The organism is Paenibacillus polymyxa, from assembly GCF_018614975.1.
Classification (GTDB): domain Bacteria; phylum Bacillota; class Bacilli; order Paenibacillales; family Paenibacillaceae; genus Paenibacillus; species Paenibacillus polymyxa_E.
The window spans coordinates 41,066-63,641 of the sequence record NZ_JAGGNR010000023.1 but is presented as its reverse complement, the minus strand read 5'-3'; the positions used below and the strand labels follow the sequence as shown (position 1 = coordinate 63,641).

Here is a 22,576-nt window from a genome sequence, read left to right as displayed (position 1 = left end):
AGCGATAAGCTCATTTTGAATCTGACGAGATTAAAAATCTCATTTGTGCTCCAGTCGATTCAAGCCAAGGCTTGTCTCAAACTTTCGCGTTCATTCTGCAAGCAGAATGTTCACTCACTCGTTGTTCAGTTTTCAAAGATCAAACATTCAATTTAGTGCTGTTTTTCATGTTGTCGTCGTTTCAGCGGCGACTTTTATAATGTATCATGTTGAAGTTCTCTTTGCAAGCATTATTTTTTCGATTCTTTTCATTCGCTTTATTTCATGCTTGTTTCCGTGAACCGTTCCTAAAAAAGGAACGAAAATTAATTTACCATATGAAATTAGAAAGGTCAACCCTTTTTCGACAAAAAGTATGTACCCCTCAACAATTTCACATTTTCATGGTTCAGAGGTACAGCATCCGCTAACAAGAGCCGCACCTCACTTCCATTACTGTAAAAGCGAATATATGACCAGCTTCAGCATTACGGCTTCGACTTTTTCAGCTTCCCACCTCTAGCATACTTGGACAACTCTTTTGGCGGGGCAAAGCGTGCATACATGCGGAACACAGTCTTATATCGGCTCGCGATAGCATATTTGATCTCTTGGTCAAGACGATTATCACTTAGATCGAACAGCATTTCATCTAATTCTTTACGCAGCATATAGTCTAGTTCCTTGCATTCCTTCTCGTTAAACAACATACCCAGCATTAGAGTTCTCCTTTTTGTGCATAGCCTCTTTATCACACTTACACAAGTTTCATGCTGCCCCCCGTGCAATCGCTTTTTGTGGGTGCTGCTTGAACCCGTTTTATTGTTATGGTCAACTTTCCGAAAATTTATGAATGCCAACCATCACAAAATTTTATCCTCTCACCAGAGTATACGTAAGTGTGCTTTCGATGATTGCTGCAACAAGAAGCAAGATGACAACCCAGAAGGATGCCGTTAACGTCCTATTCATGAATGCTCTCCACCGGGTACCCATCGTGTTTCGTTTGTCACTTCCAAGTTGTACAAGACTTTTAATAACCAGCCCCCCAAACTTCAGTCCGAATGCACAAGCAATAATAATGACCGGAATCTCAATAATGCCATGCGGAAGCAAACCTTTAACCACGATATCATAGAAGCTTGCTCCATAATTCATCGTGGTGTGCACTACAAATCCAAGGACCATCCCATTGATCAGTAGGAAGATAACAGGCAGAATACCAAAGAATATCCCGGCATAGATGACAAGTACACTTTTGATGGCATTATTGAAAAAGATAAACATGAAGAAGTTCCATTGCACATTGCCCCCCTGCTCCAGTCGTTCACTGACTTCACGTAATCCTCCGATTTGGTTCAACAACAGTTCTTCAAGTGGCCCTGTGCTCACCCATCCTGCCCCTATACCAACAGCAAACAAAACTACGGACCAGATTAACGCACTACGGATGGAACCAAGATCTCTAAGAAATGTACTGAATTTTAACATAATAACCTCCTGTAAAATCTAATATGATGGACAAACAAGGTTCCGTTACGAATAACTGCGGAGTACGAGCATACATTGGAGAGTAAACAAGCATTTCTTATGGGAGAGGGGCGCTTATTGAAATGAACTCGTTCTATGTATTTAGCGGAAAAAAGATTAAACGGTACCTGATTGTCCTCGTTGCTGCCATCTTTGCGATCGGTATTATTTACCTGGAGAGTGGTGATGTCTCCGTATTCTCGGAGGAAGCACCATCAGCCGTCTACAGCGTTCCAACCGAGAAGAAGGTAATTGCACTTACCTTTGACATTAGCTGGGGAGATAAACGGACAGAGCCGATTCTGAAAGTTCTTCAAGAGAATAAAGTGCAGAAGGCAACCTTTTTCCTTTCCTCCCCCTGGAGCAAGACACACCCCGAAATTGTTACTGCCATCAAAGAGGCAGGATATGAAATTGGCAGCCATGGTCACAGACATGAGAACTACAGCAGCCTGACTGAGAAAGAAATTCGCAAAGAAATTTCGACAGCTCATAGCATTTTAACCGATTTAACGGGAAAAGAACCGAAATTACTACGTCTGCCCAACGGGGACTTTGACAAGCGAGTGCTTCAGGTAGCCAATAGTCTGAATTATCAGGTTGTGCAGTGGGATACCGACTCCCTGGATTGGAAAAACCCTGGTGTACAGACCATTGTTGATCGCGTAGTAAGTAAAGCACATCCAGGGGACATCGTGCTGCTGCATGCAAGCGATTCTTCTAAACAAACTCATGAGGCACTCCCTGTCATTATCGACAAATTAAAAAATCAGGGATATGAATTCGTAACCGTGTCTGAGTTGCTTAATCATTCCAGTGTAGAAGGTAAGGAAGTGCGTGATCAAGCAAGTGGTCAATAAGCTGTTGAATGCTGGTGCGACAGCTCAAACACGAGTATAAAAGTTGAAAAGAGCTAACCAGGTTAGCTCTTTTTGGTATGTTTTTTATGCAAAACGAATTCTATGCGCGGCTTTCTTTCAACTGTTCTGCCTTTCCACCTACACTCTGGTTCGTAGATACATCCACCAGCCTGTGCAATATCAGCATTTGGTATGCATTACATAAGAGTAAGGGAACCACAATAAATATGGTTGCAGCATTCACATCAATACGTAATACGCCAATCGTTTCCACTATGGTGACGGCAATCATGAAAAAGAGTGTAGGTACAAGCGCGGAGATATGAGTCAGCTTTACTTTAACGTAAGCGGTAACAATTGCAGCTGCCAAAATAATGATACCTAACACAATATCCGATATGCGCTCCCGGTCTCCCCCAACAAACAGGCGTAAAAACATCACGTCAAGCAGGGCTAACACCGTTAGTACAATCTGCACGATCTGCCAACCGCGCTTTGGAAATACACCTTTACCCATATAATTCAAAATCAGATATGCAAAGAAACCCATTTGTGAATACACGCTGATCATAACCCCGGAACCAAACAGGATTAGAAGATACAGAAGAAAATCATTTAGTCCATTTGTCTTCTCCCCGTTCACCAGCATCATAATCAATCCTGTACCCAATGCTCCCGCTGCCCCAACAAGCAAGGCTGTCCAAAACAGGAAAAACCATTTACGTAAATTCAAATGTTTTCCACCCCCGAGTGTTTATTTTACCAACCTTCTCAGCAAAAAACCATCATTGCTCAACATATTTCCCCCTTTCCCATCACATACTACATCCAGTATCTAATCAAGGAGGGATTGTACACATGAAACGGCCTTTGTGGCAGCTATGCTGTGTCGTACTGGGGCTATCCGTCATGCTTGCCGGCTGCGGTTCAGATCAGAGTTCTTCGCCTCCTCAGGGCAGTTATAAAGAGATGAAAACAATGGTTGTAGATATTTTGAAAAGTGATGAAGGCAAGAAAGCGGTGGAGGAAGCTCTTACCGGTCAAAGTTCATCCAGCGGTGAAGGCGGCGGTTCAGAAGAAGGTGGCGGCGGATCGGGTGGTGGTACGGGAACCATTGGTATGAAAATGTTAATGCCTGTGCAATCTTCAGAACAAATACGTATTGCAGTAAAAGACACCATTACAGCTCCCGAATACCAGAAGGAATTCGAGAAGATCATGACCGATCCACAGTTTGCCGGTGAATTTGCCAAAGTGATCAACGCTCAAAGCAAACAGCTTCATATGCAGTTGATCAAAGATCCCACATATCAAAAATCTGTTGGAGACATCATGAAGTCACCTGAGGTATCCAAGATGTTCATGGATATGACGAAGACTCCAGATTATCGCAAACAGACGATGACTGTCATGCAGGAAGTGATGCAAAACCCGTTGTTCCGCATGGAGGTACTCACCTTGCTCAAGAAGGTAGTGCAAGACGAATTGCAACCAAAAGTAGAAAGTGGCGGAAAACAGGGCGAAGAGCAAGGCGGCGAAAAAGAAGGTCAGGAAGGTAGCGATGGTGGAGATGGTGGAAGCAGCGGTGAATCTGGTGGGGGAGGTTCATAAACATTAAATGATGTTACACCATAAAAAGACTGAAAAGCCTGCATCCGAACCGAATGGACGCAGGCTTTATTTGTATCGATATTACGCATGCCATTTTAATAATTGGTATCAATGGAACGTGCAACTTCATCGTAGATAGCCCCGATACGGGTATCTGCTTTGTATACAGACGGTGAGAAATCAGGCTCGGAAGGATGATTATCCGGCGTGCCTAATGGAATCTGGGCAAGCAAGCTCGTATGCAGACTTTCTGCAAGCCTCCCCCCGCCTCCACGACCAAAGACATAATCCTTCTCTCCGCAACTGCCACACTCGTAGTAAGCCATGTTTTCAACCACACCAAGTAACTCATGATCTGTCTGGATGGCCATGGCACCTGCACGTGCTGCAACAAAAGCTGCTGTTGCATGCGGTGTAGTAACGATAATCTCCTTGCTCTGGGGCAACATCTGATGCACATCCAGAGCGACATCACCCGTACCTGGTGGCAAGTCCAGTAACATATAATCCAACTCGCCCCACTGGACATCAGTAAAGAATTGACGCAGCATCCGACCAAGCATAGGTCCGCGCCAGATTACCGGGTTGTTCTCACGAATAAAGAAACCCATCGACATAACTTTGACGCCAAAACGTTCAACCGGTTGAATAACACCATCTTCAACGACCGGATATTCTTCAATCCCCATCATGTCGGGTACACTGAAGCCATAAATGTCCGCATCAATTAAGCCCACTTTCTTGCCCTGACGTGCCAAGGCTGCAGCGAGATTAACGGTTACCGTTGATTTACCAACGCCACCTTTACCACTGGCCACAGCAATAAAACGAACACCTGATTCAGGACTTAACAGCTCATGTCCATCCAGACCAGCTGCGTGACCTTTTACGAGCACTTCGTCCCGATCTTGCTCTTCATCGGGTTGTCCCATATTCAGGCTCTCACGATCATGCTCAGAAGCTGCACGCACACGAATATGTACATCCTTCAGTCCGTGCTGGGACAACAGATTACGCGCTGCATCACTCAAGGCTGTTGTATCCTCAGGTCGATTTTCCAGTGTCACTATGGTCAGAGCCACATGATTTTCTTTCACCATAATATCTCGAACCCATTCCAGTTCGGTCAGACTTACTCCCAATTGTGGTTCTTGTAATGGCTGTAATAGTTCAAGTATCTGTTCTTTTGATAACATCAGACAGCACCTCAGCTTTATCTATTGGCATGTAATTTAGGTATGCTGTTCCAATTATATCATTACCTTTCTTGTTCTGACTAACTTTTAGGCCGTTCTCCTGAGGAATATCTTAGAACCCCATTGTAGATCGAAGCAGCTACCTTGCGTTGATAAGCTTCGTCGGCAAGCATACGTGCCTCTTCCGGATGAGAAAGGAAACCCACTTCTACGAGTGCTGACGGGATCTTCAAGGCCTGTAACAGATAAACCGTGTTAACCGTTTTGGCGATTCGATCTGTATTCTCCAGATTACGAACCATCTCTTGTTGAAGCAGATTGGCCAGTCCTTCGTTATCCGGATGGTTAGTCGTATAGAAAACCTGCGCTCCACTCCATCGGTTAGAAGGAACACTGTTCATGTGAATGCTGATGAAAAGATCTGCTTGCTTATCCTCTATTCGCCGCACTCTTTGCTTCAGATCTTCGGTCTTGCGTTTGGAGTATCCCTTGGTGTCCGATTCGGCCAGATCAGTGTCAATTTCTCGTGTCATAACCACTAAGGCCCCTGCCTGTTGCAAATAATCTCTCACATACAGGGCGATAGACAGGTTGATATCTTTTTCAATAACCCCCTGTTTACTTACCGCTCCTCCATCCGGACCTCCATGTCCTGCGTCGATGGCAATAACTTTACCTGCCATTGGCAAACTCCAATAACCTGAAGTCTTAGCGGAAGGCAGTTTATAGGACATTACTGCCACTAACATAGCCAACAGGCAGAGGCTCAGCATAACCCTTTTAATTGTTTTTAACCTAATCCAGACTACAAAGTGCTTCCCCATATTTTTACGCATAAAAAACCACCTCGTCCCTATAAATGACTCTAATCATCTATATGGGACAAGATGGACAATTATACCGTTAGGATCGGACTTGCTCCGCCATTCCTTCAATCAACACCTCAGCTACCTCAGGGCGTGTAAATTCAGGTGGTGGACACTGGCCGTCACGCAGCAATCCGCGTACTTTGGTGCCGGAAAGCGCCATATGGTGATCTTTATCATGTGGACAAGTTTTGCTGGATGCCATGTTTCCACATTTGGTACAGAAGAAACTATGTTCGAAGAACAACGGAGTGATCCCCAGTTCCTCTGCTGTAAAGTTCGTAAAGATCTCCTGTGCTTCATATGTTCCATAATAATCACCAACACCCGCATGGTCACGACCAACAATAAAGTGGGTACACCCGTAATTTTTGCGAACCATCGCATGGAAAATAGCTTCACGTGGGCCGGCATACCGCATGGCTGCGGGGAACACACCAAGGAACGCACGATCAGCCGGGTAATAGTTCTCCAGTAATACCAGATAACTCTTCATCCGAACATCCGCGGGAACATCGTCCGACTTCGTCTCTCCGACGAGTGGATTCAGGAAAAGTGCGTCTACAATCTCCATAGCGCTCTTCTGGATGTACTCATGAGCCCGGTGGACCGGATTACGTGTCTGAAAACCGACTACCGTCTTCCAACCCTTCTCCTGAAAAATCTTCCGGGTATCTGCAGGATCATAATAGAACTCTTCGAATTTCGAAGGTTTTGGACGGTTCAACACTTGGATTGGACCTCCTACGTATGTTACAGGACGCTCCAACAGTTTTTTAACACCCGGGTGCTCGGGATCATCTGTTTTGAATACACGCCGGGCTTCTTCACCCTGATCCACCTGGTATATACTTTGGACTTCGAGCAGTCCATAAGTGACTCCATCTTGATCACCAACAAGTTTCACAAGTTCGCCAATCTGGAGGGATGCGGCTTGTTTATCGTCAACAGCAAGTGTGATTGGTATACTCCAGACTGTTCCATCGGCGAGACGCATACGAGACACCACCGAAAGGTAATCTTCCTCATTCAAGAAACCTTGAAGTGGTGAGAACGCACCTACACCAATCAGATCCAAATCTGATATCGTCCAGGTATTAATACGCAAAGAGGATAAGTTTTTACTTTCTTGCAACAATTGCTCCCGTTCTTCTCCTTGTACGATACGCTGAACCAGCGTACCTCCATGAGGCAGAATCGATGTCATCTTGTCAGCTCCTTGGTTATCTATTATTTATGAAGGCCACATTCCGTTTTATCATTACCAGACCAGCGTCCAGCACGTGGGTCCTCGCCAGGCATAACCTGACGTGTACAATGCTCACAACCAATACTTGGGTAGTTCTGATCATGAAGAGGGTTATATACAACGTTATTGTCACGAATATATTGCCATACATCCTCCGTCGTCCAGTGCGCAATCGGATTAAACTTCATCAGGCCAAATTTGGAATCATATTCAACCTTTTTCGAGTTTGCACGAGTTGGTGCTTGATCTCTACGGATACCTGTAATCCATGCATCATACTGAGAAAGAATACGTGTTAACGGTTCGACTTTGCGAATGTTACAGCACCCATTGGGATCAGACTTCCACAACTCTTCACCGTGTTGAGCTGCCTGCTCTTCCGGAGTAATTTTAGGTGACACTCGTACAAATTCAAGGTTGTAATTCTCCTGCATCTTATCACGTGTTTCGTATGTTTCTTTAAAGTGAAAATCTGTATCCAGATAAAAAATATCTGTGGATGGGCTGATCTTCTGCAACATATCTACAAGTACAACATCTTCTGCACCAAAGCTACATGCAAAAGTGATATTAGGAAATGTTTCAATAGCATACCGAATAATATCCTCTGGACTGGCATGTTCCAGTTCCTCTGCCTTCATCCGTGCCAATTCTTCTTTCTCCAACAAGTTCATCTGTAAATTTCCCCCATTCTGCAATTCATTACATCTTAATCTTAAAGCCGACTAATCAAATGTGAATTATATTTAGTATAAATCTTTCATTGAGGATGTCAATGCCTACCATCTGGTAAAAAATGATCACTTTCTGTCCATTTTAAACTGTATCTTTCAGGGAATATTTTAGTTCAATTTATGCATCTATTCGTTATTCAGATAAAATTATTCAAGTTGATCCAAGTCATTGGGCAGATGATAATACATCTCTTAGCCTTGGAAAGCTTTGCTGCTACTGGGTTTGGACTGTTCTTGCAGGCAAGAGCAACGTCAAAAAAATCACTAATCGATTGAAAGTGAATGACGAAAAGCAGAAGATTTAAGGGGAGCAGCGTTTCGACTTTTAGCGGTTGATATGTAAGGGACTTTTATCGTTTCCATAAGAAATGCTGATAAGCTGTGCACCAAAGATTTAAGTGTAAAAACAATATGCCGAGACATTCAATGAATCTGGCATGAGCGCTAATAGATGATTTTATAAGGAGCTGATATAGAATGTGCAGTGTGCGATGGGTAAGAGCAAATCCAATGAACTAAAACGATTAGAAAGGTTCAGGAAGATGTAGATGTATTAACGTACGTATTATAGGACTGTATTGAGGGACATTAAGAGAAAATTGAAAAGGCAATGAAGGAAATTGTACAAGCATGAGGATAGACATCAGAGTTAACAGAGCTAATGCACAAACTAATACAATATATTGCGGATTAGTCAAGATTATATAAAAAAAAGCCTTTGACCGAGGCCAAAGGCTTTTAATATTAACGTTTGGAGAACTGAGGTGCGCGACGAGCCGCTTTAAGACCGTATTTTTTACGCTCTTTCATACGTGGGTCACGAGTCAGGAATCCTGCTTTTTTCAGGGATGCACGGTATTCCGGATCTGCTTTGAGCAGAGCGCGGGAGATACCATGACGGATTGCGCCGGCTTGACCGGAGATTCCGCCACCATGAGCAATAACAAGAACGTCATAGTTGTTGAGCGTTTCTGTCAAGTTCAGTGGTTGTTTTACGATCAGTTTGAGTGTTTCCAAACCGAAGTATTCATTAATATCACGTTTATTGATGACAATGCGTCCTTCACCCGGTACAAGGCGAACACGTGCTACCGAATGTTTACGACGACCTGTCCCATAGTATTGTACTTGTGCCATGAAACTGTCCTCCTTTTAATTAACCGCGAAGTTCGTAAACTTCTGGTTTTTGTGCTGCATGTGGATGCTCAGTGCCTCTGTACGCTTTAAGTCTCAACTTCATTTTCTCGCCCATGCGAGTTTTAGGAAGCATACCGCGAACAGCCAATTCCAACATACGCTCAGGTTTGTTTTTAACCATCTCTTCAGCTGTAGTTACTTTCAAACCACCTGGGTGCATGGAGTGACGGTAGTATTTTTTACCTTGCATTTTCTTACCAGTCAATACGATTTTCTCAGCATTGATGATAACAACGAAATCGCCAGTGTCCACATGTGGAGTGAATTGTGGCTTGTGTTTGCCGCGAATCAAAGCAGCTGCTTCGCTCGCCAAACGTCCGAGGGTTTTGCCTTCAGCATCAATGATGTGCCATTGGCGCTCAACTTCGTTAGGCTTCGCCATGTACGTAGTACGCATGAAAAGTTCCTCCTTAAAATGTTCAAAATCATCATTTTCATTTATCTTCGTTCGTTAAGTTATAACTTTAGGTGTTGATGGATTGTAAATTTGATGTGAACCTCTTAATTGGGGCTGTGGGAAAGCCATTAAGAAAACACAACTTTTATATTACAGGATAAGCGCTTAAATCGCAAGTGTTAATTAAGCTTTTCACTCACCAAATTTAATCTTTTTTGTATTCAAGATCCCAGAGCATTAAACCGCAGCTAACTGCAGTAGGTCCTGCAGCAGATCGATTACATGCAGCAATCATATTCGGTACATCAGAGGCTTTCCGTTTGCCCTCTCCGATCTCCAGCAGTGTCCCTACAATGATACGAACCATATGCTGCAAAAAGCCGTTACCACTCACATAAATGTGAATGACACCCTGATCGCGCGGATGGTCTCTGCACATTGATCGGTCCACTTCCATCCATGCTTCGTATACCGAACGAACATGATTCTCTTTCTGAGACTTGCGTGAAGCAAAAGAGGTAAAATCATACGTCCCTATGAAATGTCGTAAGCCCTCCTGCATTGCCATAATATCAAGCTTCGCATGATGATGATACTGCAGTCTTCTGTTGAATACATCCGGAAATTGATTCGCATTGACTGTATAACGATACGTTTTCTTTTTCGCTGCATAGCGAGAATGAAAATCAGCCGGAACTTCAATCGCATCAATAACGACAATATCGGAGGGTAATCTGGAGTTGAGTGCAATACACCAACGTTCAATCGGGATCTGGGACTCCGTAGGAAAATTGAAGATTTGTCTGCGAGCGTGAACACCTGCATCTGTTCGGCCTGAACCTGTAATCTTAACCTTTTCACCGGTTAAAGCACGAATCGCATCTTCAAGATGATCCTGAATGGTATTTCCACCCGGCTGTACTTGGAAGCCGTAATAGGCAGTGCCATCATAAGTTAACGTCATACATAAGTTCCGCATTATTACCACACCTTTGTTCCATACTATACATGTCCCTATCCCGAACAGCAAAAGAAGCCCCTTACGGAGCTTCTATTACAGCACGAATTCCGAAATGAAGAGAAAAAAAGGGTTAATCCAGAATCGTTGATTCTGTCCCCTTTCCTCATCTCATCTGTTTTACGCGCGGTCTACCAGTTCCAAGTAAACCATTGGCGCTGCGTCACCACGACGAGGTCCCAGTTTCAGGATACGAGTGTATCCACCTGGACGCTCAGCGTAACGACCGGACAATTCGCTAAACAGTTTTTGGATTGCATCTTGCTCACCATCGATCGTTTCGCGGCGAACATATGCTGCCACTTGGCGACGGGCATGAAGATCTCCCTTTTTCGCTTTAGTGATCAGTTTTTCAGCAATAGAGCGAACCTCTTTTGCTTTCGCTTCAGTTGTCTGAATGCGTTCGTATAAGAACAGGTCGGTTACCAGGTCACGGAACAAAGCTTTACGTGCGCTGGAATTACGGCCCAACTTTTGGTATGCCATTGTTTTCCCTCCTTCACTTCAAGCACTCGGCTGTCTATTCTTCTGTACGGAGTCCCAAACCAAGTTCCTCAAGCTTCTCTTGAACTTCTTCCAAAGACTTGCGTCCGAGGTTACGGACTTTCATCATGTCTTCTTCTGTTTTCGTAGTCAGCTCTTGCACGGTATTAATACCGGCACGTTTGAGGCAGTTGTAGGAACGAACAGAGAGATCCAGCTCTTCGATCGTCATTTCGAGTACTTTTTCTTTTTTGTCTTCTTCTTTTTCGACCATGATCTCTGCATCTTTCGCTTCGTCTGTAAGACCAACGAAGAGCATCAAATGCTCAGTCAAAATTTTAGCGCCAAGGCTTACAGCCTCTTCAGGACGAATACTTCCATCAGTCCAAACTTCCAACGTGAGCTTGTCATAGTTGGTCACTTGACCGACACGCGTATTTTCCACAGCGTAGTTAACGCGACTGATCGGGGTGAAGATGGAATCGACTGGGATGACGCCGATCGGCTGGTCATCGCGTTTATTCCGATCTGCCTGGACGTAGCCGCGACCGCGATTGGCAAAAATACGCATGTGAAGTCTCGAACCTGGTCCGAGCGTAGCAATGTGCAAATCCGGGTTTAGGATTTCCACATCGGAGTCAGCACGGATATCTCCAGCCGTAATTGCTCCTTCGCCTTCAGCATCAATCTCGAGCACTTTCTCCTCATCCGAATGAATCTTAAGCGACAAAGCTTTCAGGTTAAGAATAACCTCCGTAACATCTTCCATTACGCCAGGAACTGTAGCAAATTCATGCAGAACGCCATCGATTTGAACCGAAGACACTGCCGCACCCGGCAGTGACGAGAGCAAGATTCGGCGAAGCGAGTTTCCAAGCGTCGTACCGTATCCGCGCTCAAGCGGTTCTACTACGAATTTCCCATAGGTGCCATCATCGTTGACGTCTACCGTCTCAATTTTCGGCTTTTCGATTTCAATCACTGCAATACCCCTCCTTCAAAACGTCGGTCCTCTATGAAACATTTACCTTCTCTTGCGAAAACATGTAGTAGTATGCCTAAACAACCATTATTAGCAGATTGTGCCGGAAATATACCACACGCAGGGGCAAATCTCATTAGACACGACGACGTTTTGGAGGACGGCATCCGTTATGCGGGACTGGAGTTACGTCTTTGATCAGGTTAACTTCAAGACCAGCAGCTTGCAAAGAGCGGATCGCTGCTTCACGGCCTGCGCCTGGTCCTTTAACCATAACCTCAACGGCTTTCATCCCATGTTCCATTGCAGCTTTGGCAGCAGTCTCAGCAGCCATTTGTGCAGCAAACGGAGTCGATTTACGGGAACCTCTGAATCCGAGACCGCCGGAGCTTGCCCACGAAATTGCATTTCCGTGAGGATCCGTAATAGTAACGATAGTGTTATTGAAAGTGGAACGGATATGCGCCACGCCAGATTCAATATTCTTACGGTCACGACGTTTAGTACGTACGACTTTTTTCGGTTTAGCCATTTTCTCTTATCCCCCCTTATTATTTCTTCTTGTTCGCTACTGTACGACGAGGACCTTTACGAGTACGAGCATTCGTTTTCGTACGTTGTCCACGAACAGGCAGACCACGACGATGACGAACTCCACGGTAACAACCGATCTCCGTCAAACGTTTAATATTCAAAGAGATTTCTCGACGCAGGTCACCTTCTACTTTGACCTCTTTATCGATACTTTCACGCAATTTGCTGACTTCATCTTCCGTCAAATCACGAACACGAGTGTCCGGATTGATGCCTGTTGTGCTCAGAATTTTCTGGGAAGTCGTTTTACCGATTCCGAAAATATAAGTCAAGGCGATCTCAACGCGCTTATCACGTGGCAAATCCACACCAGCTATACGTGCCATTTTACGCTACACCCCCTTCTTTAACCTTGTTTTTGTTTGTGTTTCGGATTTTCACAGATAACCATAACATTCCCTTTGCGGCGAATGACTTTGCATTTTTCGCAAATCGGCTTGACCGAAGGTCTTACCTTCATGTGAATTACCTCCTCAAAGTTTTGCTAAGCAAAACCCTCTTCGTAAGCATTGACCTTGTTCTACTATTGTAAAACCGGCTTCGAAGCTTTCGCAAGTTTTGCCGGGCAAAACCCGCTACATAAGCTTCACAGTTCATTGCAACTGTCTACTACTATTTACGGTAAGTTATGCGACCTTTTGTTAAATCATAAGGCGACAACTGAACAACTACTTTGTCTCCAGTCAGGATACGGATAAAGTGCATCCGTAGTTTTCCGGAAACGTGAGCGAGAATTTGATGACCGTTCTCAAGCTCAACCTTGAATGTTGCATTCGGTAGCGGTTCGAGAACCGTACCTTCCACTTCAATGACATCTTCCTTGGCCATTAGTCAGTCTCCTTTCTCTTCAGCTTGAATGTTGGTGGATTCCAGAAATGAATGAACCGCGTAACGGAGCTTTCCATTTGTCACCCGACCACTCTCGTTTAAACTGTTCACAACCTCGCTGCTAATCATGGGCTGGAGTTCAAGATGAAGAAGATTCTTCTTCTTAGGTTGATCAAACTTACGTTTGTCTCCATCCGCAATATATACGAACTTACTGTCCGCTATAGCAACAATTACTGCGGCTTGGTCCGCATTGCGGCCTTTACGGATCTTCACAAGTTGACCGAGCTGCGGATTAGACTGACTGTTCATGCCTCATCACCTACGCATTCAGTTTCGTGAAAATTTCCATACCATCTGGTGTAACTGCTACGGTGTGTTCAAAGTGGGCACATAACGTTCCATCAACCGTGACGACAGTCCAGTTATCTTCCAACGTTTTCACATACCGTCTACCTACGTTAACCATCGGCTCTATGGCCAGCACCATGCCCGCTTTAAGCCGTGGTCCCCGATCGGGAAGACCATAGTTCGGAATCTGTGGTTCTTCGTGCAGATCTGCGCCTATGCCGTGACCGACATATTCACGAACTACGGAGAACCCTTCATCTTCAATATATTTCTGAATCGCATGAGATATTGTAAACAAGCGAACGTCCGGTTTTACCAGCGCCAGACCTGCGTATAACGAAGCCTCGGTAACGTCCAGAAGACGACGGGCTTCTTCGGAAATACGGCCGACCGGATAAGTCCAGGCGGAATCTCCATGATACCCCTGGTACTGCGCGCCAATGTCAAACGTAACGATATCGCCCTCGTTCAACTTGCGTTTGCCGGGAAATCCATGTACCAACTCTTCATTGACTGAAGCGCACACACTGGCAGGGAAACCGTTATAACCTTTGAAAGACGGCACAGCTCCTTGACTGCGGATATATTGATCAGCCATATGGTCAAGTTCTCCAGTCGTAATACCGGGAGCGATATGCTCTGCCAAGAGACGATGCGTTTCCGCAACAATTCTCCCTGCTTCCCTCATCAAGCCCAGTTCCGTTTCGGACTTACCAATGATCATCAATTAACCTCTCAGTAAGGACACGATTTCTTGAGAAACTTGATCGATATCCTGTTCTCCGTTCATTTGACGAAGAAGACCTTTAGTCTCATAGAACGTGAGGAGTGGTGCTGTTTTGTTGATATACTCGTCCAGTCGTGTACCTACACTCTCTTCATTATCATCAGAGCGTTGATACAACTCACCAGCGCATTTATCACAAATACCTTCCTGCTTAGGCGGATTGAATACCACATGATAAGTGGAACCACAGTTTTTACAAATTCGACGCCCCGTCAGACGAGCGAGCAATTTGTTGCGATCCACTTTCAGGTTGATTACATGATCGAGACCTGAGTTCAATCGATCCAGAATGCCATCGAGTGCTTCTGCTTGCGAAAGGGTTCTTGGAAATCCGTCCAAGAGGAAACCTTCTCTGCAGTCAGGCTGCTGCAAACGTTCTTCAACGATGCCAATGGTTACATCATCTGGTACAAGCAATCCTTGATCCATATATTCCTTGGCTTTCATGCCAATGGGAGTTCCCTGTTTGATCGCGAGACGAAATGCATCGCCTGTTGAAATATGGGGAATACCGAACTCTTTCACGATGACGTCTGCTTGCGTTCCTTTTCCTGCCCCCGGAGGGCCCATGAATAGGATGTTCACGTTATGTCACTCCCTCCAAGACTACCCTACATCAACAAACAGCACAATAGGTGCCGGCAAGTAAATCTTCACTCGACCGGTACCTATTGCCTATTTATTGATAAAACCTTTGTAGTGGCGTTTGATCAATTGGCTTTCGATTTGCTTCATCGTATCCAGCGCAACACCGATAACGATCAGGAGGGATGTTCCTCCAATTTGCGCAGATTGAGGCAAACCAGAAAGTGCCCCTAAGAATACAGGCAGAACGGAAATGACTGCCAAGAAGATGGCTCCGGCCATTGTCAAACGAGTCATGACACGGGTCAGATATTTCTCGGTTGCTTTACCCGGGCGAATGCCTGGGATGTAACCGCCGTTCTTTTTCATATTATCAGCCATCTGCTGTGGATTCATCTGTACGAAAGTATAGAAGAATGTGAAACCAAAGATCATCACGACATACAGCAACATACCCAGAGGTTTGTGTGTAGTCAGATTCTGTCCGATCCACTGTGCCCAGAGGCGATCTGCCCAGAAGTTGGCGATGATCGTTGGGAACATCAACAGCGATGAAGCAAAGATGACAGGGATAACACCTGCTGCATTAATTTTCAGCGGGATATGTGTATTCTGTCCACCGTACATTTTGTTACCTACGACACGTTTAGCGTACTGTACCGGAATCTTCCGAATCGCCTGCTGAATGTAAATGACCCCTATGATGATCAACACAATAACAATTGCGATGATAACACCTTTAAGAATATTCATAAACAGTTGATCAGGTTGAATGAAGTCAGATTCGATCGTTTGTTTGATAATGTTAGGCACCGTAGATAGGATACCCGCAAAGATCAAGATCGAAATCCCGTTTCCTATGCCCTTCTCGGTGATCTGCTCACCAAGCCACATCAGGAATGAAGTACCGGCCGTAAGTACAATCGCGATCAAGATATAATCTGCAAATGTAGCGTTAGGCACCATCTCTGTATTGTACAAGCGGTTAAATCCGATCGACGTACCAAACGCTTGAATCAATGCCAGCCCGATGGTTAAATAACGGGTCAACTGTGCAGATTTCTTCTTACCTTGTTCACCTTGCTTTGCCCACTCCGCTAATTTAGGAATAACGTCCATGGAAAGCAACTGTACTATGATAGACGCAGTGATGTAAGGCACGATCCCGAGCGCAAATATCGAGAACTGGAAGAGCGCTCCACCCGAGAACGTATTGAGAAGTCCGAAAACTTCTTTACCCGCAGAATTTGTCGCTTCGAACACATCTTTGTTAACTCCCGGTACAGGGACAAAGGAGCCGATGCGGTAAATGATCAGTACAAAAAGGGTAAATAATACCCTTTTGCGCAGATCTTCAACCCGCCAGATATTCTTTAGGGTCTTGAACATTAAATCACCTCAGTTGTACCGCCGGCAGCTTCAATTTTCTCAATAGCAGATTGAGAAAACTTGTTAGCTTTAACAGTCAGCTTCACAGTGACATCACCGTTACCCAGGATTTTGATTCCGGATTTAGCGTTTTTAACTACGCCGTTCGTCATCAAGAATTCTGGAGTTACTTCAGTACCCGCAGCAAAACTGTTCAGGTCTTCAGTATTCACAACTGCATATTCTTTGCGAGTTGGGTTTACAAAACCACGTTTTGGCAAGCGACGATACAATGGATTTTGTCCACCTTCGAAGCCTGGACGTACTCCACCGCCAGAACGACTGTTTTGTCCTTTGTGACCGCGACCTGATGTTTTACCTGTACCACTACTTGGACCGCGACCAACACGTTTGCGTTCTTTGCGGGATCCAGGAGATGGTGAAAGCTCATGTAACTTCATCGTTCGTTGCACCTCCTTAAAGATTTGTGGGATTAACCCGATATTAAGCTTCTACTTCTTTAACAGCAACCAAGTGGCTTACTTTGTTAATCATACCACGGATGGCAGGATTATCGTTTTGTACCACTTTGCTATTGATTTTGCGCAAACCCAATGTTTTCACAGTTGTTCTTTGCGTCTCCGGACGTCCGATCAAGCTGCGGACGAGGGTAATTTCTAATTTAGCCATGAGAATTCCCTCCTTAACCCAGAAGCTCTTCGACGGATTTTCCGCGCAGTTTAGCCACGTCTTCAGCACGCTTCAAACGGGACAAACCTTCCAAAGTCGCATTGACCATGTTCATGGAATTCGAAGAACCCAGAGATTTTGTCAAAATGTCACCTACACCAGCAAGTTCGAGAACCGCACGTACAGGACCACCAGCGATAACACCAGTACCTTCAGATGCTGGTTTCAACAGCACGCGTCCTGCGCCGAACTTACCTGTTACCAAGTGAGGAATCGATGTTCCTACGAGTGGAACGTGTACAAGGTTTTTCTTAGCGTCTTCAATACCTTTGCGAATTGCATCAGGTACTTCGCCCGCTTTACCGATACCAGCTCCAACCCAGCCGTTGCCGTCGCCGACTACAACCAGTGCGCTAAAGCTGAAACGGCGTCCGCCTTTTACTACTTTAGCTACGCGATTAATATTTACAACTCTTTCAGTCAGTTCCAAAGTATTCGGATCTACACGCAAGTCGTTAACCTCCTTTTGAAAAATATCTTAAAACTCAAGTCCTGCTTCACGAGCCGCTTCAGCCAATGCTGCGATACGACCATGGTACAGATAACCGCTACGGTCAAATACGATGTTGGAAACACCTTTGTCTTTCGCACGTTTAGCAACGAGTTCGCCAACTTTACGAGCTGATTCAACAGATGCACCATTTTTGATGTCAGTGCTCAATTCTTTGTCTACGGTAGACGCGGAAGCGATTGTTACACCAGCAACATCATCGATGATTTGAGCATACATATGTTTACCAGAACGGAATACGTTCAAACGAGGACGTGCTGCCGTTCCTTGGATTTTCTTACGAACACGAAGGTGTCTTTTCAGACGAGCCTTATTTTTATCTGGTTTCGTAATCATCTCAAAGATTCACTCCTTTCAGGTTACCTCGCTGGCTTCAAAGCAGAAGCCACGGGGTATATTAGAAACACACGAAGCAAGCAAGCCGAAAGCCGCGCAAAGGCGGTAAGAGAAATCTTATTTCTTCTTACCGGCTTTACCTTCCTTACGGATGATACGCTCGCCTTCATATTTAATACCTTTACCTTTGTACGGCTCAGGTTCACGTACGGAACGGATTTTAGCAGCGTAAGCACCTACACGCTCTTTGTCGATTCCGCGAACGATGATTTTTGTATTCGAAGGTACTTCGAATTCAATTCCCGCTTCCGGTGTAATTTCAACCGGGTGAGAGTAGCCAACGTTCAGAACGATTTTATCTCCGGATTTGCTTGCACGATATCCGACCCCAACCAATTCCAGAGATTTCGCGAATCCTTCAGTAACGCCGCTCACCATATTGTTTACAACGCTACGCGTTGTGCCGTGCAAAGAACGGTGAGTTTTGTTATCGGAAGGACGCACAACTGTGATTTCGTTATTTTCAACTGTAACCTTCATGTCTTTATGAAGCTCACGAGTCAAAGTTCCTTTAGGTCCTTTTACCGTAATAACGGTGTTGTCCAGGGTGATGTCTACACCACTTGGTACTGTGATTGGTTTGCGACCAATACGAGACATATGTTGCACCTCCTATCTTGTGACGTTATATTACCAAACGTAGCAAACGACTTCTCCGCCGGATTTCGATTGACGAGCTTCTTTGTCCGTCATGATACCTTTAGATGTCGAGATAATCGCGATTCCCAGGCCACCAAGTACACGAGGTACTTCGTTGCTTTTCGTGTAAACACGAAGACCAGGTTTACTGATTCTTTTCAGACCAGTGATAACGCGCTCGTTATTTTGACCGTATTTCAGGAAAACACGGATAATCCCTTGTTTGTTATCATCGATAACTTCAGCGTCACGGATGAAACCTTCACGCTTCAGGATATCGGCGATTTGTTTTTTCATTGTCGAAGCAGGCATTTCTACCGTTTCGTGACGAACAGTGTTCGCGTTACGAATACGAGTAAGCATATCTGCAATTGGATCAGACATAGTCATTGTGAGTTAACCTCCTTCCCGTTCAGGACTTTTTACCAGCTTGCTTTTTTCACGCCAGGGATCTGACCTTTATAAGCTAATTCACGGAAACAAATTCTGCAAATTTTGAACTTTTGCAGGACCGAATGTGGACGTCCGCAACGCTCACAGCGTGTATATGCACGTACTTTAAACTTAGGTGTACGTTGTTGTTTAACTTTCATCGAAGTTTTTGCCACTTAGCCTGACACCTCCTAAATAATTTCGGAGAAAAGGGAGTCTTTCCAGACACCCGGAAACGTTATGCCAACATTACTTAACGAAAGGCATTCCCATTTGCGTGAGCAATTCGCGGGACTCTTCGTCTGTTTTCGCCGTTGTTACGATGACAATATCCATACCGCGGACTTTATCAACTTTATCATACTCGATCTCTGGGAAGATCAGTTGCTCTTTCAGACCCAGTGTGTAGTTACCACGTCCATCGAAAGCTTTATTCGATACACCGCGGAAGTCGCGGACACGAGGAAGCGTTACGTTGAGCAATTTATCTAGGAAGAAGTACATACGCTCACCGCGTAATGTTACTTTCACACCGATAGGCATATTCTCACGCAGTTTGAATCCTGCGATAGATTTTTTAGCACGAGTGATTACAGGTTTTTGACCTGCGATCAGTTGCAAATCGCTGACTGCGGAATCCAACACTTTAGAGTTTTGGACAGCGTCGCCCACACCCATGTTGATAACGATTTTCTCGATTTTCGGCACTTGCATTACCGTTGTATAGTTAAACTTCTGCATCAAAGCAGGAGCGATTTCTTGCAGGTAACGTTCTTTCATTCTTGATGCCATGAATCATAGCCCTCCTTTCTCATTCGGTTCAATTAGTCGATAATTTCTCCGGAACGTTTAGCAACGCGCACTTTCTTTCCGTTATCCAAAACTTTGTAACCCACACGGGTTACTTTTCCGCTCTTCGGATCGATGTGCATTACGTTGGAAACGTGAATCGGAGCTTCCTTCTCGATAATGCCGCCTTGCGGATTTTGCTGGTTAGGCTTCTGGTGTTTTTTCACCATGTTAACACCTTCCACAAGGACGCGGTTCTCACGAGGATAAGCAGCGATGACACGGCCTTTTTTACCTTTGTCTTTACCGCTGATCACCATAACCGTATCTTCCTTTTTTACGTGAAGTTTGTTGTTATGGGATTCCAGAACTTTTTTCACTCTTGGCATTTCGTACACCTCCTGTTTCTAACATCACGAGATTAAGCTTTAGATAACTTCTGGAGCCAAGGAAACGATTTTCATGAAGTCTTTATCGCGAAGTTCACGAGCAACTGGTCCGAAAATACGTGTTCCACGTGGGCTTCTGTCGTCTTTTACAACAACCGCTGCATTTTCATCAAAACCGATGTAGGAACCGTCTTTACGACGTACAGAACGTTTCGTACGAACGACAACCGCTCTAACTACATCACCTTTTTTGACAACGCCGCCTGGTGTTGCTTGTTTAACAGAACAAACGATCAGATCACCGATTTGAGCTGTACGACGTCCCGTACCGCCGAGTACGCGGATACACATCAGTTCCTTCGCACCGGAGTTGTCGGCCACAGTCAAACGTGTAAATGGTTGAATCATTTAGTATTCCTCCTTTCAGCAATGCTGCTGATGCATTAGATGATAACCGCTTTTTCTACGATTTCAGTAAGTCTCCAGCGTTTATCTTTCGAAAGCGGACGAGTCTCCATGATTTTCACCGTGTCACCGATTTTCGCAGTGTTTTCTTCGTCATGCGCTTTGAATTTTTTAGTAACCTTAATGCGTTTATGGTACAAGTTGTGTTTTTTGTAAGTTTCTACAGCAACAACAATCGTTTTGTCCATTTTATCGCTGACCACTTTACCAGTTTGCACTTTACGTGCGTTACGTTCTTCGCTCATTGTTGGCCTCCTTCCTGATTACGGACGGATTGTCCATCCTATCCCTAATTAACCGATTCCCAATTCTCTCTCACGGATAATGGTTTTAGCACGAGCTATTTCTTTCCGCACATCACGGATGCGAGTCGGGTTATCCAGCTGACCGGTAGCTAATTGAAAGCGGAGGTTAAAGAGTTCTTCTTTAAATCCGGCAATCTTTTGCTCGATTTCAGCAGAGGTTAGGTTGCGAAATTCACTAGCTTTCATTTGCTTCACCACCCAATTCTTCACGTTTCACGAACTTCGTTTTGATTGGCAGTTTGTGAGCGGCAAGACGCATTGCTTCGCGTGCAATTTCCTCCGGTACACCAGCAAGTTCAAACATGATCTTACCTGGTTTCACTACTGCAACCCATTTTTCTACGTTACCTTTACCGCTACCCATCCGAACCTCGAGAGGCTTTTGAGTGATTGGTTTGTCTGGGAAAATTTTGATCCAAACTTTACCACCACGTTTGATGTAACGAGTCATTGCAATACGAGCCGCTTCGATTTGACGGTTCGTAATCCAAGCCGGTTCCGTAGCTTGCAGACCGTATTCGCCAAAGTTCAGAGTCGTTCCGCCTTTAGCTTGGCCTTTCATATGTCCACGTTGTTGCTTACGGTGTTTTACGCGTTTTGGTACCAACATGATTAGTTGCCTCCTTCCTTAGCAGCTTGTTTCTTAGCCGTAGGAAGAACCTCTCCACGATAGATCCATACTTTTACGCCGATAAGTCCGTAAGTAGTATGAGCCTCTGCTGTACCATAGTCAATGTCAGCACGCAGTGTGTGCAGTGGAACAGTTCCTTCGCTGTAGCCCTCAGAACGTGCGATCTCAGCACCGCCAAGACGTCCGCCTACTTGAGTTTTGATACCTTTAGCACCGGAGCGCATAGTTCTTTGAATTGCTTGTTTCAGAGCACGACGGAAAGAAACACGACGTTCCAATTGTTGTGCAATGTTTTCAGCTACAAGAACAGCGTCCAAGTCTTGGTTCTTAATTTCAGAAATGTTGATGTGTACTTTTTTACCGCCAGCAATTTTCGTAATTTGGTTACGAAGATTTTCAACTTCCGAACCACCCTTACCAATAACCATACCTGGTTTAGCAGTGTGAATCGTTACGTTTACGCGGTTAGCCGCTCTCTCAATTTCTACACGAGATAAAGCGGAGTCTTTCAATTTATTTTTCAGGAATTCACGAATTCTCACGTCTTCCATCAAAAGATCACCGAAGTCTTTGCCTGCATACCACTTAGATTCCCAGTCACGGATAATTCCGACACGGAGTCCGACTGGATTTACCTTTTGGCCCACACATTTC

At 44.8% G+C, this 22,576-nt stretch carries 36 protein-coding genes; 2 read left to right on the top strand and 34 right to left on the bottom strand.

The annotated features are described in order from the left end of the window. Positions 1-467 precede the first annotated feature (467 nt). Positions 468-698, bottom strand: a complete 231-nt coding sequence (locus J7E78_RS19850) for a hypothetical protein (RefSeq protein WP_215077864.1) — start codon at positions 696-698, stop codon at positions 468-470. A 154-nt stretch (positions 699-852) separates the two neighbouring features. Next, on the bottom strand, positions 853-1,470 hold the full coding sequence (locus J7E78_RS19845) for a stage II sporulation protein M (protein ID WP_215077863.1): 618 nt from the start codon (positions 1,468-1,470) through the stop codon (positions 853-855). A 122-nt stretch (positions 1,471-1,592) separates the two neighbouring features. Between J7E78_RS19845 and pdaB the strand changes: the two genes are divergently transcribed. Next, positions 1,593-2,369, top strand: coding sequence for a polysaccharide deacetylase family sporulation protein PdaB (pdaB, locus tag J7E78_RS19840; protein WP_215077862.1), 777 nt, complete (start codon positions 1,593-1,595; stop codon positions 2,367-2,369). Between the two features lie 100 nt (positions 2,370-2,469). Here the strand turns inward: pdaB and J7E78_RS19835 are convergent, their stop codons facing one another. Then, positions 2,470-3,102 carry a KinB-signaling pathway activation protein gene (locus tag J7E78_RS19835; protein ID WP_215077861.1) on the bottom strand — a complete coding sequence of 211 codons (633 nt, stop codon included), beginning with the start codon at positions 3,100-3,102 and terminating at the stop codon, positions 2,470-2,472. Between the two features lie 125 nt (positions 3,103-3,227). On the opposite strand from J7E78_RS19835, the gene gerD reads away from it, so the two are divergent. Continuing rightward, positions 3,228-3,980 carry a spore germination lipoprotein GerD gene (gene gerD / locus J7E78_RS19830; protein WP_215077860.1) on the top strand — a complete coding sequence of 251 codons (753 nt, stop codon included), beginning with the start codon at positions 3,228-3,230 and terminating at the stop codon, positions 3,978-3,980. A gap of 95 nt (positions 3,981-4,075) precedes the next feature. Here the strand turns inward: gerD and J7E78_RS19825 are convergent, their stop codons facing one another. From J7E78_RS19825 to rpsC, 31 genes are all read right to left on the bottom strand, one after another. Continuing rightward, the gene (locus tag J7E78_RS19825) at positions 4,076-5,176 is read right to left on the bottom strand and encodes an Mrp/NBP35 family ATP-binding protein (RefSeq protein ID WP_215077859.1); all 1,101 of its coding nucleotides are present in this window, start codon (positions 5,174-5,176) and stop codon (positions 4,076-4,078) included. Between the two features lie 80 nt (positions 5,177-5,256). Then, on the bottom strand, positions 5,257-6,012 hold the full coding sequence (gene cwlD, locus J7E78_RS19820; RefSeq protein ID WP_215077858.1) for an N-acetylmuramoyl-L-alanine amidase CwlD: 756 nt from the start codon (positions 6,010-6,012) through the stop codon (positions 5,257-5,259). Between the two features lie 67 nt (positions 6,013-6,079). Further along, positions 6,080-7,249, bottom strand: coding sequence for a sulfate adenylyltransferase (gene sat / locus J7E78_RS19815; RefSeq protein ID WP_215077857.1), 1,170 nt, complete (start codon positions 7,247-7,249; stop codon positions 6,080-6,082). Positions 7,250-7,272: 23 nt separating this feature from the next. Then, entirely contained in the window at positions 7,273-7,965 is a 693-nt protein-coding gene (locus J7E78_RS19810) for a phosphoadenylyl-sulfate reductase (protein ID WP_215077856.1), read from the bottom strand. 804 nt (positions 7,966-8,769) lie between these two features. After that, positions 8,770-9,162, bottom strand: coding sequence for a 30S ribosomal protein S9 (gene rpsI / locus J7E78_RS19805; RefSeq protein WP_017692105.1), 393 nt, complete (start codon positions 9,160-9,162; stop codon positions 8,770-8,772). A gap of 19 nt (positions 9,163-9,181) precedes the next feature. Further along, positions 9,182-9,619, bottom strand: coding sequence for a 50S ribosomal protein L13 (gene rplM / locus J7E78_RS19800; protein ID WP_024633564.1), 438 nt, complete (start codon positions 9,617-9,619; stop codon positions 9,182-9,184). Positions 9,620-9,824: 205 nt separating this feature from the next. Next, the gene (truA, locus tag J7E78_RS19795) at positions 9,825-10,598 is read right to left on the bottom strand and encodes a tRNA pseudouridine(38-40) synthase TruA (protein ID WP_215077855.1); all 774 of its coding nucleotides are present in this window, start codon (positions 10,596-10,598) and stop codon (positions 9,825-9,827) included. A 159-nt stretch (positions 10,599-10,757) separates the two neighbouring features. Further along, entirely contained in the window at positions 10,758-11,123 is a 366-nt protein-coding gene (gene rplQ, locus J7E78_RS19790) for a 50S ribosomal protein L17 (RefSeq protein WP_017692102.1), read from the bottom strand. A gap of 34 nt (positions 11,124-11,157) precedes the next feature. Next, positions 11,158-12,102, bottom strand: coding sequence for a DNA-directed RNA polymerase subunit alpha (locus tag J7E78_RS19785; RefSeq protein ID WP_017692101.1), 945 nt, complete (start codon positions 12,100-12,102; stop codon positions 11,158-11,160). Positions 12,103-12,238: 136 nt separating this feature from the next. Continuing rightward, positions 12,239-12,634, bottom strand: coding sequence for a 30S ribosomal protein S11 (rpsK, locus tag J7E78_RS19780; protein ID WP_017692100.1), 396 nt, complete (start codon positions 12,632-12,634; stop codon positions 12,239-12,241). Between the two features lie 19 nt (positions 12,635-12,653). Next, on the bottom strand, positions 12,654-13,022 hold the full coding sequence (rpsM, locus tag J7E78_RS19775; RefSeq protein WP_062329455.1) for a 30S ribosomal protein S13: 369 nt from the start codon (positions 13,020-13,022) through the stop codon (positions 12,654-12,656). A gap of 20 nt (positions 13,023-13,042) precedes the next feature. Further along, positions 13,043-13,156 (bottom strand): 50S ribosomal protein L36, encoded by a 114-nt coding sequence (gene rpmJ, locus J7E78_RS19770; RefSeq protein WP_003333770.1) that lies wholly within the window; start codon positions 13,154-13,156, stop codon positions 13,043-13,045. A gap of 152 nt (positions 13,157-13,308) precedes the next feature. Further along, entirely contained in the window at positions 13,309-13,524 is a 216-nt protein-coding gene (gene infA / locus J7E78_RS19765; protein ID WP_017692098.1) for a translation initiation factor IF-1, read from the bottom strand. Positions 13,525-13,527: 3 nt separating this feature from the next. Then, positions 13,528-13,836 (bottom strand): KOW domain-containing RNA-binding protein, encoded by a 309-nt coding sequence (locus tag J7E78_RS19760; RefSeq protein ID WP_091039171.1) that lies wholly within the window; start codon positions 13,834-13,836, stop codon positions 13,528-13,530. A gap of 10 nt (positions 13,837-13,846) precedes the next feature. Next, on the bottom strand, positions 13,847-14,599 hold the full coding sequence (gene map / locus J7E78_RS19755) for a type I methionyl aminopeptidase (protein WP_062836189.1): 753 nt from the start codon (positions 14,597-14,599) through the stop codon (positions 13,847-13,849). A 3-nt stretch (positions 14,600-14,602) separates the two neighbouring features. Continuing rightward, positions 14,603-15,247 (bottom strand): adenylate kinase, encoded by a 645-nt coding sequence (locus J7E78_RS19750; protein ID WP_036607188.1) that lies wholly within the window; start codon positions 15,245-15,247, stop codon positions 14,603-14,605. Positions 15,248-15,337: 90 nt separating this feature from the next. Next, on the bottom strand, positions 15,338-16,636 hold the full coding sequence (gene secY / locus J7E78_RS19745; protein ID WP_047841120.1) for a preprotein translocase subunit SecY: 1,299 nt from the start codon (positions 16,634-16,636) through the stop codon (positions 15,338-15,340). Beyond that, positions 16,636-17,076 carry a 50S ribosomal protein L15 gene (rplO, locus tag J7E78_RS19740; protein ID WP_091020538.1) on the bottom strand — a complete coding sequence of 147 codons (441 nt, stop codon included), beginning with the start codon at positions 17,074-17,076 and terminating at the stop codon, positions 16,636-16,638. Before rplO ends, secY begins: the two co-directional genes overlap by 1 nt. A gap of 43 nt (positions 17,077-17,119) precedes the next feature. Continuing rightward, complete coding sequence (gene rpmD, locus J7E78_RS19735) at positions 17,120-17,305, bottom strand: 50S ribosomal protein L30 (protein ID WP_017692092.1); 186 nt, start codon at positions 17,303-17,305, stop codon at positions 17,120-17,122. Positions 17,306-17,318: 13 nt separating this feature from the next. Next, the gene (gene rpsE, locus J7E78_RS19730) at positions 17,319-17,816 is read right to left on the bottom strand and encodes a 30S ribosomal protein S5 (protein WP_017692091.1); all 498 of its coding nucleotides are present in this window, start codon (positions 17,814-17,816) and stop codon (positions 17,319-17,321) included. Between the two features lie 27 nt (positions 17,817-17,843). Beyond that, positions 17,844-18,212, bottom strand: coding sequence for a 50S ribosomal protein L18 (gene rplR / locus J7E78_RS19725; protein WP_017692090.1), 369 nt, complete (start codon positions 18,210-18,212; stop codon positions 17,844-17,846). Positions 18,213-18,329: 117 nt separating this feature from the next. Then, positions 18,330-18,872, bottom strand: a complete 543-nt coding sequence (gene rplF / locus J7E78_RS19720; protein WP_017692089.1) for a 50S ribosomal protein L6 — start codon at positions 18,870-18,872, stop codon at positions 18,330-18,332. A gap of 30 nt (positions 18,873-18,902) precedes the next feature. Continuing rightward, positions 18,903-19,301 (bottom strand): 30S ribosomal protein S8, encoded by a 399-nt coding sequence (gene rpsH, locus J7E78_RS19715; RefSeq protein WP_017692088.1) that lies wholly within the window; start codon positions 19,299-19,301, stop codon positions 18,903-18,905. Positions 19,302-19,333: 32 nt separating this feature from the next. Then, complete coding sequence (locus J7E78_RS19710) at positions 19,334-19,519, bottom strand: type Z 30S ribosomal protein S14 (protein WP_013312154.1); 186 nt, start codon at positions 19,517-19,519, stop codon at positions 19,334-19,336. Positions 19,520-19,592: 73 nt separating this feature from the next. Beyond that, positions 19,593-20,135, bottom strand: coding sequence for a 50S ribosomal protein L5 (gene rplE, locus J7E78_RS19705; protein WP_215077854.1), 543 nt, complete (start codon positions 20,133-20,135; stop codon positions 19,593-19,595). Positions 20,136-20,167: 32 nt separating this feature from the next. Next, positions 20,168-20,521 (bottom strand): 50S ribosomal protein L24, encoded by a 354-nt coding sequence (rplX, locus tag J7E78_RS19700; RefSeq protein WP_017692086.1) that lies wholly within the window; start codon positions 20,519-20,521, stop codon positions 20,168-20,170. 39 nt (positions 20,522-20,560) lie between these two features. Then, the gene (rplN, locus tag J7E78_RS19695; protein ID WP_017692085.1) at positions 20,561-20,929 is read right to left on the bottom strand and encodes a 50S ribosomal protein L14; all 369 of its coding nucleotides are present in this window, start codon (positions 20,927-20,929) and stop codon (positions 20,561-20,563) included. 35 nt (positions 20,930-20,964) lie between these two features. After that, on the bottom strand, positions 20,965-21,231 hold the full coding sequence (rpsQ, locus tag J7E78_RS19690; RefSeq protein WP_017692084.1) for a 30S ribosomal protein S17: 267 nt from the start codon (positions 21,229-21,231) through the stop codon (positions 20,965-20,967). A gap of 48 nt (positions 21,232-21,279) precedes the next feature. Next, positions 21,280-21,477 (bottom strand): 50S ribosomal protein L29, encoded by a 198-nt coding sequence (gene rpmC / locus J7E78_RS19685; protein ID WP_017692083.1) that lies wholly within the window; start codon positions 21,475-21,477, stop codon positions 21,280-21,282. Further along, on the bottom strand, positions 21,467-21,901 hold the full coding sequence (rplP, locus tag J7E78_RS19680) for a 50S ribosomal protein L16 (RefSeq protein ID WP_017692082.1): 435 nt from the start codon (positions 21,899-21,901) through the stop codon (positions 21,467-21,469). The genes rpmC and rplP overlap by 11 nt, the downstream gene beginning before the upstream one ends. A 2-nt stretch (positions 21,902-21,903) precedes the next feature. Then, positions 21,904-22,569 carry a 30S ribosomal protein S3 gene (gene rpsC, locus J7E78_RS19675; RefSeq protein ID WP_215077853.1) on the bottom strand — a complete coding sequence of 222 codons (666 nt, stop codon included), beginning with the start codon at positions 22,567-22,569 and terminating at the stop codon, positions 21,904-21,906. Positions 22,570-22,576: the final 7 nt, after the last annotated feature.